12 protein-coding genes are annotated in these 15,138 nt (G+C 72.7%); 3 read left to right on the top strand and 9 right to left on the bottom strand.

Translation table 11 applies throughout. The annotated features are described in order from the left end of the window. Positions 1 to 10: 10 nt before the first annotated feature. Positions 11 to 934 (bottom strand): TIGR01777 family oxidoreductase, encoded by a 924-nt coding sequence (locus ACZ3ZE_RS02025; protein WP_361623554.1) that lies wholly within the window; start codon positions 932 to 934, stop codon positions 11 to 13. Positions 935 to 980: 46 nt separating this feature from the next. On the opposite strand from ACZ3ZE_RS02025, the gene ACZ3ZE_RS02020 reads away from it, so the two are divergent. Then, positions 981 to 1,478 (top strand): GNAT family N-acetyltransferase, encoded by a 498-nt coding sequence (locus ACZ3ZE_RS02020; RefSeq protein WP_361163888.1) that lies wholly within the window; start codon positions 981 to 983, stop codon positions 1,476 to 1,478. Between the two features lie 216 nt (positions 1,479 to 1,694). Here the strand turns inward: ACZ3ZE_RS02020 and ACZ3ZE_RS02015 are convergent, their stop codons facing one another. Continuing rightward, a complete protein-coding gene (locus ACZ3ZE_RS02015; protein ID WP_361163890.1) occupies positions 1,695 to 2,363 on the bottom strand; it encodes a TetR/AcrR family transcriptional regulator in 669 nt (222 codons plus the stop codon). A 121-nt stretch (positions 2,364 to 2,484) separates the two neighbouring features. Here ACZ3ZE_RS02015 and ACZ3ZE_RS02010 point away from each other — a divergent pair, with 121 nt between their 5' ends. Further along, positions 2,485 to 3,279, top strand: a complete 795-nt coding sequence (locus ACZ3ZE_RS02010) for an SDR family NAD(P)-dependent oxidoreductase (protein WP_467257010.1) — start codon at positions 2,485 to 2,487, stop codon at positions 3,277 to 3,279. Positions 3,280 to 3,626: 347 nt separating this feature from the next. Here ACZ3ZE_RS02010 and ACZ3ZE_RS02005 read toward each other — a convergent pair whose 3' ends face one another. Next, positions 3,627 to 4,148, bottom strand: a complete 522-nt coding sequence (locus ACZ3ZE_RS02005; protein ID WP_361164726.1) for a DUF4240 domain-containing protein — start codon at positions 4,146 to 4,148, stop codon at positions 3,627 to 3,629. Between the two features lie 99 nt (positions 4,149 to 4,247). On the opposite strand from ACZ3ZE_RS02005, the gene ACZ3ZE_RS02000 reads away from it, so the two are divergent. Continuing rightward, on the top strand, positions 4,248 to 5,171 hold the full coding sequence (locus ACZ3ZE_RS02000; protein ID WP_363292653.1) for an SDR family oxidoreductase: 924 nt from the start codon (positions 4,248 to 4,250) through the stop codon (positions 5,169 to 5,171). Here the strand turns inward: ACZ3ZE_RS02000 and ACZ3ZE_RS01995 are convergent. The 6 genes from ACZ3ZE_RS01995 to ACZ3ZE_RS01970 form a co-directional block, all read right to left on the bottom strand. Continuing rightward, on the bottom strand, positions 5,162 to 6,130 hold the full coding sequence (locus tag ACZ3ZE_RS01995) for a helix-turn-helix transcriptional regulator (RefSeq protein WP_361163896.1): 969 nt from the start codon (positions 6,128 to 6,130) through the stop codon (positions 5,162 to 5,164). The two genes, ACZ3ZE_RS02000 and ACZ3ZE_RS01995, sit on opposite strands and share 10 nt — an antisense overlap. A 45-nt stretch (positions 6,131 to 6,175) precedes the next feature. Next, positions 6,176 to 8,890 (bottom strand): pyruvate dehydrogenase (acetyl-transferring), homodimeric type, encoded by a 2,715-nt coding sequence (aceE, locus tag ACZ3ZE_RS01990; RefSeq protein WP_361163898.1) that lies wholly within the window; start codon positions 8,888 to 8,890, stop codon positions 6,176 to 6,178. A gap of 308 nt (positions 8,891 to 9,198) precedes the next feature. Beyond that, positions 9,199 to 9,822 (bottom strand): GntR family transcriptional regulator, encoded by a 624-nt coding sequence (locus ACZ3ZE_RS01985; RefSeq protein ID WP_361163900.1) that lies wholly within the window; start codon positions 9,820 to 9,822, stop codon positions 9,199 to 9,201. A 117-nt stretch (positions 9,823 to 9,939) separates the two neighbouring features. Then, a complete protein-coding gene (sucB, locus tag ACZ3ZE_RS01980) occupies positions 9,940 to 11,727 on the bottom strand; it encodes a 2-oxoglutarate dehydrogenase, E2 component, dihydrolipoamide succinyltransferase (protein ID WP_467257008.1) in 1,788 nt (595 codons plus the stop codon). A gap of 61 nt (positions 11,728 to 11,788) precedes the next feature. After that, the gene (gene lpdA, locus ACZ3ZE_RS01975) at positions 11,789 to 13,177 is read right to left on the bottom strand and encodes a dihydrolipoyl dehydrogenase (protein ID WP_132915677.1); all 1,389 of its coding nucleotides are present in this window, start codon (positions 13,175 to 13,177) and stop codon (positions 11,789 to 11,791) included. A gap of 343 nt (positions 13,178 to 13,520) precedes the next feature. Continuing rightward, positions 13,521 to 15,029, bottom strand: coding sequence for a leucyl aminopeptidase (locus ACZ3ZE_RS01970; protein WP_361163904.1), 1,509 nt, complete (start codon positions 15,027 to 15,029; stop codon positions 13,521 to 13,523). Between the last annotated feature and the right edge of the window lie 109 nt (positions 15,030 to 15,138).

Genomic DNA, 15,138 nt, shown 5'->3' with positions numbered 1-15,138 from the left:
TGGCGGATCGTCAGCGGGCCGCCGCGCGGACCGACTCGTCGATCGTCGGGAACGCGAAGTCGAAGCCCGTCTCCAGCAGACGCCCCGGCAGCACCCGCTGACTGCCCAGCACGTCCTGCGCGAACTCCCCGAGCGCCACCCGCAGCGCGGCGGCCGGCACATGGCAGAAGGCGGGCCGGTGCAGCACACGGCCCATCGCCGCGGTCACCTCGCGGTTGGTGACCGGCTCGGGCGCGGTCAGGTTCACCGGGCCCGACACCGCCGGGGTGTCCACCAGGTGCCGCAGCGCGGCGACCTCGTCGTGCAGCGCGATGAAGCTCCAGTACTGGCTCCCGTCGCCCATCCGCCCCCCGAGCCCGGCCCGGAACAGCGGGAACAGTCGCCCCCACGCCCCGCCCTCGCGCGCCACGACCAGGCCGGTACGGGCGTACGCCACCCGGATGCCGGCCGCCTCGGCGGGAGCCGCCGCCGCCTCCCACTCCACGCACACCGACGGCAGGAAGCCCTCGCCGGCCGGCGCGCTCTCGTCCACCGCGCGGGAGCCCGTGTCGCCGTAGTAGCCGAGCGCCGTGCCGCAGACCAGCACCTCGGGCGGTTCGGCCAGCGAGGCGAGCGCCTCGGCGATCGCCCGCGTGCCGAGCACCCGGCTGTCGCGGATCTCCTTCTTGTACGCCTCGCTCCAGCGCCGCTCGCCGACGCCCGCGCCCGCCAGGTGCACGACCGCGTCGACGCCGACGAGCGCGGCGGTGTCCACGTACAGCCGGGCCGGGTCCCACTCCACCTCGTCGGGCGCGGCGGCCGGACGCCGGACCAGACGCAGCACCTCGTGGCCGTCGGCGCGCAGGGAGCGCACGAGGGCGGAGCCGATCAGTCCGGTGGCGCCGGTGACGGCGACACGCTTGCGGGGGGCGGCGGGGCGGGAGGAGCGCTGCATGCGTTCATCCTGCCCTTCCCGGCCGCTCCGTGGCACAGTGGCTCGCATGATCGTCCCGGAGATTCGGATACGCGCGGCCCGGTTCGCGGACGAGCCCGTGCTCGCCGAGCTCGACCGCGTCAGCTGGTCGCCGCTGCACGCGGTCCTGCCCGCCCCGGAGGGCGGCGAGCCGTTCTACGACGAGCGGCACCTGCCCGAGCACTACCTGGTCGCGGAGCTGCCGGACGCGGGCGTCGTCGGCTTCGTCCGTCTGGTCCGGGCCATCCCGCTCCCCAGCAACGCCCATGTGCGCCAGATCCAGGGCCTCGTCGTCGGCGAGGCCGCCCGAGGCAAGGGCGTGGCCCGCGCGCTGGTGCGCGCCGCGATGGACCTCGCCCGCCGGCAGGGCGCCACCCGCATCACCCTGCGGGTCCTCGGCCACAACACCCCGGCCCGCGCGCTCTACGAGGCGGAGGGCTTCGCCGTGGAGGGCGTCCTGCCGGGGGAGTTCCTGCTGGAGGGGACGTACGTGGACGACATCTGCATGGGGCGCGCACTCGACTGAGCCGGGCCGGGCTGAGCTGGGCCGGGCTGGGCCGGGCTGAGCTGGGCCGGGCTGAGCTGAGCTGGGCCGGCTGGGCTGGGCCGGGCCGGGCCGGGCTGGGCCGGGCTGGGCCGGGCTGGGCTGCGCCGAGCCGCGCCGTACGGCCTGCGAGCCGCGTCAGACGCCGAGCCGCGTCAGACGCCGAGCCGCGTCAGGCGCCGGGCCGCCCGCGCCCCCTCACCCCCCGTCCGCCCCCAGCACCCGCATCCCGCCCATCAACTCCCGCAGGCACCGCACCGCCAGGGCGGCCGGGGCGTCCTCGCCGTGGAGGGGGGCGTCCGTCTCGGCCCAGGTCTCCAGGGCGATCCGGATCGCGTCCGTCGCCGCCGCGGCGGCGAGGCGCAGCTCCAGGGGGTCGGCGGACGGGCCCGCGAGGGTGGCGAGGACGCCGCGCAGGCGGTCCTCGGACTCCTGGTTGACGCGGTACCAGACGGCCCGCAGCGCCGGGTCGCTCTCCGCCGCGCGCAGCAGCCCGCGGGTCCAGCGCAGGCCCTCCTCCGCCTCCTCGCCCCGCGCGGCGAGCGACGCGGCGATGGACCGCTCCAGGGCGGAGGGCAGCGCGGTGCCGGGAGCGGTCGTGGCGAGTTCGGCCCGCCAGCGGTCGGCGCCGCCCGCGAGGAGCGGGGCGACGGCGTCCTGCTTGGAGCGGAAGTAGCGGTAGAAGGTGCGCAGCGCGACCCCGGCCCGCTGGGCGATGTCCTCGGCGGTGGTGTCGTCCGGGCCGCGTTCGGTGAACAGCTCGGCGGCGGCGCGGGCGATGTCCTGCTGGGTGGCCGCCTTGCGGCGCTCGGTCAGGGAGGGGGTCCTGGCGGATGCGGTGTCGCCGGCCGGGTTCTTGTCGCTCACGCCACCCAGCGTACGCCCGCGACTGCCATGCGTGCACACCATGCACCTATGGCAAAACGTGCCACTTAGGCGTACCGTGGCACACATCCCCCGGATAGCTCGACATCGAGAGGTTGCCGTCATGAAGCAGCTCACCCGCTACGTAGGACGCCGCGCCCTGGTCACCGGCGGCGGCTCCGGCATCGGCCAGGCCACCGTCCTGCGCATGCTCGCGGAGGGCGGCACCGTCGTCGCCGCGGACATCAGCGAGGACGGCCTCAAGGACACCGTCGCCAAGGCCGGCGACGACGCCGACCGCCTCACCACCCTCGTGGTGAACATCGGCGACGAGACCTCGGTGCGCGAGGGCGTCGCCGCCGCCGTCGCGGCCCTCGGCGGCCTGGACGTCCTGGTCAACGCGGCCGGCATCCTGCGCTCCTCGCACACCCACGAGACCAGCCTCGACGCCTTCGAGCAGGTGCTCCGGGTCAACCTGACCGGCACCTTCCTGATGATCCGCGAGGCCGTTCCCGCGCTGCTGGAGGGCGAGGGCTCCGCCGTCGTCAACTTCTCCTCCACCTCGGCGATGTTCGCGCACCCCTACATGGCGGCCTACGCGGCCAGCAAGGGCGGCATCCAGTCGATGACCCACGCCCTCGCCGCCGAGTACGCCAAGCGGGGCATCCGTTTCACCGCCGTGCAGCCCGGCTCCATCTCCTCCGGCATGACCGACGGCAGCGGCGCCAGCAAGCAGTCCGCGGGCCCCGGCCTGCCCGAGGACACCGACTGGTCGCTCTTCGCGAAGCTGGCCCCCGCCCTCGGCCAGGGCTTCGCCGGCCCCGAGACCGTCGCCGGCGTCGTCGCGATGCTCGCCTCCGAGGACGGCCGCTTCATCACCGGCACCGAGGTCCGCATCGACGGCGGAACGCACTTCTGACGTCCGCCGCCGACACCTTCGCCGGGCGCACGGCCGTCGTCACCGACGTCGCCGACCCGGCCTCCGTCGAGGCGCTCGCCGACGCGGCGTAGGTTCGGCGTGGTCGACCTGCTGGTCGACAACGCCGGGGTCATGGCCATGGGCACGCCTGGGGGCACCTCCCGGACGAAGTCCGTGGGAGGGTCTTCGACCTGGTCGCCGAGGGGAAGTACGGGGCGATCCCGCAGCCCGAACAGCTCTTCCCCGCCCTCCCGCCGAGGACCGACATGATCCTCGGCCAGGAGAACCCCCGGCTGCGGCTCGGGGGCTGAGGGACCGGTCCGGTTCGGTCCGGGTGTCCCCCCCCGTCATCCAGGACCGAACCGGGCCCACAGCCGTGGGAAGCGGGCCGCGAGCACCTCGTCGTCCGCCAGGTCGAGCGGGGTGCCCGCCGGCTCCGCGGCCTGCGGCGGGATCCCCAGGTCCGGCGCCTCCACGCCGGTCAGACGCTCGTACGCCTCGTCGGCCGCGAATCCCAGCTCCTCGCCGTCCCCGTCGATCTCCTCGTCGAAGGTGTCGAGCAGCTCCGCCAGCGCGTCCGGATCGTGCACCGCCCCCTCGAAGACCTCCCGGCCCTGGCCGATCAGCCAGCAGCGGAAGAAGTCGAAGGCGTCGTCCCCCGCCCCGTCGAACAGCACCGCCGCCGCGCCCCACAGCTCCCAGGTGTACGCGCGGTTGAAGCGGGCCTCGAAGTGGCGGGCGAAGTCGAGGACGGCATCGGGGTCCTGCTGCGTCAGCCGTTCGACGAGCAGCTCGGCATGCTCCTCCGGGTCGCCGTCGGCGCCCTCCCGGGTGGAGTCGATGATCTCCCAGAACTCCGTCTCGTCCATCACGGGACAAGCATCGTGGGTGGCGCGGGGCGACGCACCCGGAACCGGCCGAAAACAATCCGGACGGAAGATGTCGTATTTTCCTGCCAGGCTCGGCCCATGACCACCGAACCGAAGCCCCTGTCCGGCCGGATCACCCTCGTCGCGGGCGCCACCCGAGGCGCCGGACGCGCCATCGCCGTCCAGCTCGGCGCCGCCGGAGCCACCGTCTACGTCACCGGACGGACCACCCGCGACCGGGCCAGCGAGGTCGGCCGCACCACCGAGACCATCGAGGAGACGGCCGAACTCGTCACCGCCGCCGGCGGCGAGGGCATCGCCGTCCCCACCGACCACCTCGACCCCGACCGGGTGCGCGCCCTGATCGAGCGGATCGACCGCGAGCGGGGCCGACTCGACGTGCTCGTCAACGACGTCTGGGGCGGCGAGCACCTCCTCGCCTTCGGGAAGAAGACCTGGGAGTACGAGCTCGCCGACGGGCTGCGCATGCTCGAACTCGGCGTGAAGACGCACGCCATCACCTCCCACACCGCGCTGCCGCTGCTGATCCGGCACCCTGGCGGCCTCGTCGTCGAGGTCACCGACGGCACCTCCGCGTACAACGGCACCCGCTACCGCGAGAACCTCTTCTACGACCTCGCCAAGAACGCCCCCCTCCGGATGGCCTTCGGCCTCGGCGAGGAGCTGAAGGAGTACGGCGGCACGGCCGTCTGCGTCAGCCCCGGCTGGCTCAGGTCCGAGCAGATGCTCGGCCACTTCGGCGTCACCGAGGACAACTGGCGCGACGCGACCCGGGACCTCCCCGACTTCGGCGTCTCCGAGTCCCCGGTCTACGTCGGCCGCGCCGTCGCCGCCCTCGCCGCCGACCCGGACCGGGCGCGCTGGAACGGACGGTCCCTCGACAGCGGGCGGCTCGCCCGGGAGTACGGCTTCACCGACGCCGACGGCTCCCGGCCCGACTCCTGGGGGTTCATCATGGCCAAGGAGACCGACCCGGACACCAAGGTGGAGGACTACCGGTAGATCCCGGCGAGCGCGTGGGCGGCCTGCGCGAACCGCTCGCGCAGGGAGGCGGGGGACAGCACCTCCGCCTCCGGGCCGAGCCCGAGCAGCTGCCCGAAGGCGACCTCCTCGTTCTCCACGGGCAGCGTCACCGTGACCCGGCCGTCCGCCGCGCCCTGGGTGGCGCCCGCCAGAGCCTCCTCGGCCGCCGCCCGGTCCGTCACGTACGGCAGCCGCCGCGCCCCCGCCGGAGTCAGCCGCAGCACCACCTCCGCGCGCAGCAGCGAGCGGGCGAACTCGGCGGACCGCTCGCTCCAGAACGCCGCCAGATCGAAGCCCGGATCCCGCTCGAAGCGCTCCCCGTCGGCCACTACCACCTCGGTGAACCGGTCCACCCGGTAGGTGCGGAACGAGCCGCCGGCCCGGGCGCACAGGTACCAGACGCCCGCCTTCAGGACGAGACCGTACGGCTGGAGCTCGCGCTCCACCTCACCGTCGCCCCGCAGGTAGCGGGCCCGCACCGGCCGGTCGTCCCAGACCGCGTCCGCGACCGGCGCGAGCAGCTCCGGCGTCTCCGGCTCCTGGTACCAGGCGGGCGCGTCCAGGTGGAAGCGGCGGCCCACCGCCTCCGGCGCGTCCCGCAGCGAGGGCGTCAGCGCCGCCGACACCTTCAGCCGGGCCGCCGAGGCCGCGTCGGCGAGCCCCAGGTCCCGCAGCGCCTCCGGCAGCCCCGACAGGAACAGCGCCTCCGCCTCGCCGCGCGCGAGCCCGGTCAGCCGGGTCCGGTAGCCGCCGACGAGCCGGTAGCCGCCCGCCCGGCCCCGGTCCGCGTAGACCGGCACCCCCGCCTCCGAGAGGGCGAGGGCGTCACGGGTGATGGTGCGCTCCGACACCTCCAGCTCGGCGGCGAGTTCGGCGGCCGTCATGGACGGCCGGGACTGGAGCAGGAGCACCAACTTGATGAGGCGGGCGGCACGCATGAGTCCATCATGCGTGCCGCCCGCCTCGGGTGGATCAAGGGGCCCCTACAGGCCGTAGCGCTCCCGCGCCTCCTTCACCGAGGCCGCCTCGACCTCGCCGCGACGGGCGAGCTGGGCGAGCGCGGCGACCACGATCGACTGGGCGTCGACACCGAAGTGGCGGCGGGCGGCGTCGCGGGTGTCCGACAGGCCGAAGCCGTCGGCGCCCAGCGAGGACCAGTCCTGCTCGACCCACTGCGCGATCTGGTCCGGGACCTGGCGCATGTAGTCCGAGACGGCGAGGACCGGGGAGTCCACGCCCTCCAGGGCCTGGCGGACGTACGGCACCCGCTCCTCGCCGCGCAGCAGGGCCGCGTCGGCCTCCAGCGCGTCGCGGCGCAGCTCGGTCCACGAGGTGGCGGACCACACGTCGGCGGCCACGCCCCACTCGGCGGCGAGCAGCTTCTGCGCCTCCAGGGCCCAGTGGATGGCCGTGCCGGAGGAGAGCAGCTGGATGCGCGAGGCGTTCGCCGGGAGCTCCAGGCCGGCCGACTCGGCCGTGTTGAAGCGGTACAGGCCCTTGATGATGCCCTCGTCGACGCCGGACGGCTTGGCCGGCTGCGGCATCGGCTCGTTGTAGACGGTGAGGTAGTAGAAGACGTTCTGGTCCTCGCCCTCGGCCGCCTCGCCGTACATGCGGCGCAGGCCCTCCTTGACGATGGCCGCGACCTCGTAGGCGAACGCCGGGTCGTAGGTGAGCGCCGCCGGGTTGGTGGCCGCGATCACCGGGGAGTGCCCGTCGGCGTGCTGGAGGCCCTCACCGGTCAGCGTGGTGCGGCCGGCGGTGGCGCCGACGAGGAAGCCGCGGCCGAGCTGGTCGCCGAGCTGCCACATCTGGTCGGCGGTCCGCTGCCAGCCGAACATCGAGTAGAAGATGTAGAACGGGATCATCGCCTCGCCGTGCGTCGCGTACGACGTCGAAGCGGCGATGAAGTCGGCCATCGAGCCGGCCTCGGTGATGCCCTCGTTCAGGATCTGGCCGTTGACGGCCTCCTTGTAGTACATCAGCTGGTCGCGGTCGACCGGCTCGTACGTCTGGCCCTTCGGCGAGTAGATGCCGAGCGAGGGGAACAGCGACTCCATGCCGAAGGTGCGGGCCTCGTCCGGGACGATCGGGACCCAGCGCTTGCCGGTCTCCTTGTCGCGGACCAGGTCCTTGACCAGGCGGACGAAGGCCATCGTGGTGGCGATGGACTGCGAGCCGGAGCCCTTGTCGAAGGCGGCGAAGGTCTTCTCGGCCGGGGCCGGCAGCGGCGCGAGCGGGTGCGTCCGGCGGGCCGGGGCGGGGCCGCCGAGGGCCGCGCGGCGCTCCTGGAGGTAACGGACCTCGGGGGAGTCGGCGCCCGGGTGGCCGTAGGGCACCTGGCCGTCGACGAACTGCGCGTCCGAGATCGGCAGCTCGAGGAGGTCACGCATGTTCTTGAACTCGTCGCTCGTGAGCTTCTTCATCTGGTGGTTCGCGTTCTTCGACGCGAAGCCCTCACCCAGGGTGAAGCCCTTGACGGTCTGCGCGAGGATGACCGTCGGCGCGCCCTTGAACTCCAGGGCGGCCTTGTACGCGGCGTACACCTTGCGCGGCTCGTGGCCACCGCGGGAGAGGTGGAAGCACTCGAGGATCTTGTCGTCCGAGAGCAGCTTCGCCATCTCGACGAGGGCCGGGTCTGCGCCGAAGAAGTCCTGGCGGATGTAGGCGGCGTCGCGGGTCTGGTACGTCTGGACCTGCGCGTCCGGTACCTGGCGCAGGCGGCGGACCAGGGCGCCGGTGGTGTCGAGCGCGAACAGCTCGTCCCAGGCGTTGCCCCACAGGGACTTGACCACGTTCCAGCCGGCGCCGCGGAACTGGGCCTCCAGCTCCTGCACGATCTTGAAGTTGGCGCGGACCGGGCCGTCGAGGCGCTGCAGGTTGCAGTTGATGACGAAGGTCAGGTTGTCCAGACCCTCGCGGGCGGCGAGCGCCAGGGCGGCGGTCGACTCCGGCTCGTCCATCTCGCCGTCACCGAGGAACGCCCACACGTGCGAGGCGGAGACGTCCTTGATGGAGCGGTTGGTCAGGTAGCGGTTGAAGCGCGCCTGGTAGATCGCGGAGAGCGGGCCGAGACCCATGGAGACGGTGGGGAACTCCCACAGCCACGGCAGCCGGCGCGGGTGCGGGTAGGAGGGCAGGCCGTTGCCGCCGGACTCCTGGCGGAAGCGGTCGAGGTGGCCCTCGTTCAGCCGCCCGTCGAGGAAGGCGCGGGCGTAGATGCCGGGGGAGGCGTGGCCCTGGATGTAGAGCTGGTCGCCGGAGCCCTCGGCGGCGCCCGACTCCTTGCCCTTGAAGAAGTGGTTGAAGCCGGTCTCGTAGAGCCAGGCCGCGGAGGCGAAGGTGGCGATGTGGCCGCCGACGCCGTGCTTGGAGCCGCGGGTGACCATCGCGGCCGCGTTCCAGCGGTTCCACGCGGTGATCTTCCGCTCCATCTCCTCGTCGCCGCCGAACTCGGTGACCGAGGGCTCGGCGGAGGTGGGGATGGTGTTGACGTAGTCCGTCTCCAGCAGCTTGGGCAGGGCCAGGCCCGCGCCCTCGGCGTGCTGGAGCGTGCGGCGCATCAGGTAGGCGGCCCGGTGGGGGCCGGCGGCCTTGGTGACGGCGTCCAGGGAGGCCGCCCACTCGGCGGTCTCCTCGGTGTCACGGTCCGGGAGCTGGTCGAGCTCGCTCGGAATCTTGCCTACGGGATCGGTCATGATCGCCGCCTTCCGGACAGGTGGGGGTGGAGAAAAAGAGGCCTTGTCTGGCAGGACAGGGCGAAGGGCCGGGGTACGGCCCGCCGAAGACTGTAAGCCGCCGATCGATGATCGATCAAAGCGTTGAACCGAAAAACTTCCCTGGAGTACGAAAGTCGGCACAGGGTGCCGCGAAAAAGGGCACCCGGTGCCTTGTTTTCGAAGGATTTGCGCAGGTGGGAGAGCGATTGAGAGCCCCTACGCACGAATGAGCGGGCCCGTTCGAAACGGACCCGCTCACGCGGTGGTCGGCCCTGCGAGTGGCCGGATCACGCCCTCGGCGCGCACCCCAGGACATGCGCCTTCACCAGTGCCCCGATGTGCGGATCGCCCCTGCGGAAGGCCTCCACGAGCTCCTGGTGCTCCTCCGCGTACGACTTCTGCACCGTGCCCAGCCAGCGGATCGACAGCGCCGTGAACACCTCGATGCCCAGGCCCTCCCAGGTGTGCAGCAGCACGCTGTTCCCGGCCGCCTTCACCAGCTCCCGGTGGAAGGCCACCGTGTGCCGCACCTGCGCCGTGCCGTCCGCGGCCGCGTCCGCCTCGTACAGGGCCGCCACGTGCGGCTCCAGGGTCGAGCAGTCCGCCGCCAGCCGGCCCGCCGCCAGCTCGGCCGCGATCTGCTCCAGACCGGCCCGTACGGGGTAGCTCTCCTCCAGGTCGGCGGCGGTCAGATTGCGCACCCGGACGCCCTTGTTGGGCGCCGACTCGATCAGCCGCAGCGACTCCAGCTCGCGCAGCGCCTCGCGCACCGGCGTCTGCGACACCTCCAGCTCCGTCGCGATCCGGCGCTCCACGATCCGCTCGCCCGGCTTCCAGCGCCCGCTGACGATGCCCTCCACGATGTGCTCGCGGATCTGCTCGCGCAGCGAATGGACGACGGGCATGGTCATGGAAGCCGCTCCTTAGGGAGTCATTGACCCTTAGACAATACGGCGGTGTCCCCGCCCGGAAACACATCCGGACGGGGACACCGCAGGTGAGGCTTGTTACAGCTCAGTAGCTTGCGCTCACAGGCCGAGGTCGACCTCGAACTCGCCGGCCTCCAGGATCGCCTTGACAGCCGTCAGGTAGCGGGCGGCGTCGGCGCCGTCCACCAGACGGTGGTCGTAGGAGAGCGTGAGGTAGGTCATGTCGCGGACGCCGATGACGGTGCCCTCGGCGGTCTCGATGACGGCCGGACGCTTGACCGTGGCACCGATGCCCAGGATGGCGACCTGGTTCGGCGGCACGATGATCGTGTCGAACAGCGCACCGCGCGAACCGGTGTTGCTGATGGTGAAGGTCGCGCCGGCGAGCTCGTCCGGCGTGATCTTGTTGCCGCGGACCTTGCCGGCCAGCTCGGCGGTGGCCTTGGAGATGCCGGCGATGTTCAGGTCGCCCGCACCCTTGATGACCGGGGTCATCAGGCCCTTCTCGGAGTCCACCGCGATCCCGATGTTCTCGGAGTCGAAGTAGGTGATCGTGCCCTCGTCCTCGTTGATCCGGGCGTTGATGACCGGGTGGGCCTTCAGTGCCTGGGCCGCCGCCTTCACGAAGAACGGCATCGGGGAGAGCTTGACACCCTCACGGGCGGCGAAGGCGTCCTTCGCGCGGCCGCGCAGCTTCATCAGCTTCGTGATGTCGACCTCGACGACCGAGGACAGCTGGGCCTGGCCGTGCAGCGCCTTCATCATGTTGTCGCCGATGACCTTGCGCATGCGGGTCATCTTGACGGTCTGGCCGCGCAGCGGCGAGACCTCGAGGGCCGGAGCCTTCGACGCGGCGGCCGGGGCGGCCGGAGCGGCGACCGGGGCCGGAGCGGCCTTCTTGGCCTCGGCGGCCGCGAGGACGTCCTGCTTGCGGATACGACCGCCGACGCCCGAGCCCTTGACGCCCGCCAGGTCGACACCGTTCTCGGTGGCCAGCTTGCGGACCAGCGGGGTCACGTACGCGCCGTCCTCGGCCGGCTGAGCGGCGACGGGGGCGGGAGCGGCCGGGGCGACCGGAGCCGGAGCGGCGACCGGGGCGGCGGGCGCGACCGGGGCCGGAGCGGCGACCGGAGCGGCCGGAGCCACCGGGGCGGGCGCCGGAGCCGGAGCGGCCGGGGCGGCCGGAGCCGGAGCCGGAGCCGCGGCGGGGGCCGGGGCGGCCGGAGCCGGGGCGGGGGCCGGGGCGGCCGGAGCCGGGGCGGCGGCGGGCGCGGCACCGGCGGCACCGATGACGGCCAGCTTGGCGCCGACCTCGGCGGACTCGTCCTCGGCGACGACGATCTCCAGCAGCACGCCGGAGGCGGGCGCCGGGATCTCGGTGTCGACCTTGTCCGTGGAGACCTCGAGCAGCGGCTCGTCGGCCTCGACGGTCTCGCCGACCGACTTCAGCCAGCGGGTGACGGTGCCCTCGGTGACGGACTCGCCGAGCGCCGGCAGGACGACGTCCGTGCCGGTGGCGCCACCGGCCGCGGGGGCGGCCGGAGCCTCGGCCACGGGGGCCGGGGCGGCGGGGGCCTCGGCCACGGGGGCCGGAGCCGGAGCGGCGGCCGGCTCGGCGGCCGGCGCCGGGGCAGCGGCGGGGGCGCCGGTGCCGTCGTCGATGATGGCCAGCTCGGCGCCGACCTCGACCGTCTCGTCCTCGGCGACCTTGATGGAGGCCAGGATGCCCGAGGCGGGGGCGGGGATCTCGGTGTCGACCTTGTCGGTCGAGACCTCGAGCAGCGGCTCGTCAGCCTCGACGCGCTCGCCCTCGGCCTTGAGCCAGCGGGTGACGGTGCCCTCGGTGACGCTCTCGCCGAGCGCCGGCAGGGTTACGGAAACCGACATGGTTTCGGTTGCTCCTATCGAATGTGCGGAAAGTGGTCGTCGCGCCCTGGTGACGTGAGCGTCAGTCGTGCGAGTGGAGAGGCTTGCCGGCCAGGGCCAGGTGGGCCTCGCCGAGGGCCTCGTTCTGCGTCGGGTGGGCGTGGATGAGCTGCGCGACCTCGGCCGGCAGCGCCTCCCAGTTGTAGATCAGCTGAGCTTCGCCGACCTGCTCGCCCATGCGGTCACCGACCATGTGGACGCCGACCACGGCACCGTCCTTGACCTGGACCAGCTTGATCTCGCCCGCGGTCTTGAGGATCTTGCTCTTGCCGTTGCCCGCGAGGTTGTACTTCAGGGCGACGACCTTGTCCGCGCCGTAGATCTCCTTGGCCTTGGCCTCGGTGATACCGACGGAGGCGACCTCCGGGTGGCAGTACGTCACCCGCGGGACACCGTCGTAGTCGATCGGGACGGTCTTCAGACCGGCCAGCCGCTCCGCCACCAGGATGCCCTCGGCGAAGCCGACGTGCGCGAGCTGGAGGGTCGGGACCAGGTCGCCGACCGCGGAGATCGTGGGCACGTTGGTGCGCATGTACTCGTCGACGAGCACGTAGCCGCGGTCCATCGCGACGCCCTGCTCCTCGTAGCCGAGACCGGCCGAGACCGGGCCGCGGCCGATGGCGACGAGCAGCACCTCGGCCTCGAAGGTCTTGCCGTCGGCCAGGGTCACCTTGACACCGGTCTCGGTGTACTCGGCCGACTGGAAGAAGGTGCCCAGGTTGAACTTGATGCCGCGCTTGCGGAACGCGCGCTCCAGCAGCTTCGAGCTGTTCTCGTCCTCGACCGGGACCAGGTGCTTCAGGCCCTCGATGACGGTGACGTCGGTGCCGAAGGACTTCCACGCGGAGGCGAACTCGACGCCGATGACGCCGCCGCCCAGGATGATCGCGGACTCCGGGACCCGGTCCAGCGTCAGCGCGTGGTCCGAGGAGATGATCCGGTTGCCGTCGATCTCCAGGCCCGGGAGCGACTTCGGCACGGAGCCGGTGGCGAGGAGGACGTGACGGCCCTCGACACGGCGCCCGTCCACGTCGACGGAGGTGGGCGAGGACAGGTGGCCGGTGCCCTCGATGTAGGTCACCTTGCGGGAGGCGACGAGACCCTGCAGACCCTTGTACAGGCCCGAGATCACGTCGTCCTTGTACTTGTGCACGGCCTTGATGTCGATGCCCTCGAAGGAGGCCTTGACACCGAACTGCTCCGCCTCGCGCGCCTGGTCGGCGACCTCGCCGGCGTGGAGCAGGGCCTTCGTCGGGATGCAGCCGTTGTGCAGGCAGGTGCCGCCGAGCTTGTTCTTCTCGATCAGTGCGACGTCCAGGCCCAGCTGCGCTCCGCGCAGCGCCGCGGCGTAACCGCCGCTACCGCCGCCGAGGATCACTAGGTCGAAAACGGTGCTGGCGTCGTTCGCCACGTCACGTCCTCCATGCATGTGCGCTCGTCGCCGGACCCCCCGTTCCCGTACGGGAGGGGGACCGGTCGGTCGGCTGGTGTCCGGCCGCATTTTCTTCGGCCCTGTGGTGGGGGCCCTGTCCTGCCGAGAACCCATCTTCGCACTTGTTGACGGACGGCGGGACGCGGGGCCGGTGGTTGAGACCGGCCGATCGTCCGTACGGACGGGTAACGCAGGCGTGCGAAGGTACGGATTTCGTCGCGGGCGAACAGCGGCGTCCCGGCCGCGGACGTCCGGACCACGAACGGGGACGGCCCCGGGGACGCGGGGTCCCCGGGGCCGTACCGTCACGTCAGGCGCTCGCTCAGAGCTCGCCCTCCGCGTGGCGCTCGGCCAGCCGCACCAGGGTGCGCACGGAGGAGCCGGTGCCGCCCTTGGGGGTGTAGCCGTACGGGGCGCCCTCGTGGAAGGCCGGGCCCGCGATGTCCAGGTGGGCCCAGGTGATGCCCTCGCCCACGAACTCCTGCAGGAAGAGACCGGCGACCAGGCCGCCGCCCATCCGGACGCCCATGTTCGCCATGTCGGCGGTGGGGGAGTCCATGGACTTGCGCAGGTCCGCCGGGAGCGGCATCGGCCAGGACTGCTCGCCGACCTCGTCCGCGGTCTCGTGGATCGCGGTCCGGTAGGCGTCGTCGTTGGCCATGATGCCGAAGGTGCGGTCGCCCAGGGCCAGCACCATGGCGCCGGTCAGGGTGGCCACGTCGATGATGGCGTCCGGGTTCTCCTCCGAGGCCTTGGTCAGCGCGTCGGCCAGGACCAGGCGGCCCTCGGCGTCCGTGTTGAGGACCTCGACGGTCTTGCCGCTGTACATGCGCAGCACGTCGCCGGGGCGGGTGGCCGAGCCCGACGGCATGTTCTCGGCCAGCGCCAGCCAGCCGGTGACGTTGACGGCCAGTCCGAGGCGGGCCGCGGCGACGACGGTGGAGAACACGGCGGCGGCGCCGCTCATGTCGCACTTCATCGTCTCGTTGTGGCCGGCCGGCTTCAGGGAGATGCCGCCCGAGTCGTAGGTGATGCCCTTGCCGACGAGGGCGAGGGTCTGCTCCGCCTTCGGGTGGGTGTAGGCGATGCGGACCAGGCGCGGCGGGTTCACCGAGCCGACGCCGACGCCGAGGATGCCGCCGAAGCCGCCCTTGGCGAGCGCCTTCTCGTCGAGCACCTGCACCTTGAGGCCGTACTCCTTGCCGGCGGCCTGCGCGGCGGCGGCGAACGCGACCGGGTGCAGGTCGTTCGGCGGCTGGTTGATCAGGTCGCGGGAGCGGTTGATCTCCTCGGCGACGATCTGCGCGCGCTCCGCGGCGGCCTTGTAGGCCTTGTCGCGGGGCTTGGCGCCGAGCAGGGCGACCTCGCCCAGCGGCTTCTTGGCGTCCTTGGGGACGTCCTGGTAGGCGGTGTAGGCGTACGCGCCGAGCAGGGCGCCCTCCGCGATGGCGGCGGCGTCCTCGGGGGCGGAGATCGGCAGCGCGAAGGCGGCCTTCTTCGCGCCGGCCAGGACGCGGGCGGCGGTGCCGGCGGCACGGCGCAGCGTCTCGGCCGCGTAGGGCTCGCCGTCCTCGGCGGCCGCGCCGAGGCCGACGGCCAGGACGACGGGGGCCTTCACGCCGGCGGGGGCGGGCAGCTTGGTCGCCTCACCCTCGGCACCGGAGGCACCCAGAGTCTCCAGGACGGCGGCGAGCCCGCCGTCGAAGGCCTGGTCGACGGCCTCGGCGCCGGGGGCGACGACGAGCGCCTTGCCGGACTTCGCGACACCGACCACAAGGGCGTCGGCGCGCAGCGTCGCCGCTCCGGCGGTGCTGAGAGTGAGAGCAGTCACGGTGGTGAAATCTCGCTTCCATTGAGTTCTTGGCGGTCGAGGGATGGGCCGACCGTGCCCCGCCGCATCGTATTTCGGCCCGATGAGCGCCGAGAACGAGCCTACGCCC

Source organism: Streptomyces sp. NPDC023157, from assembly GCF_055560575.1.
This window is presented reverse-complemented; position numbering and strand designations above follow the sequence as displayed.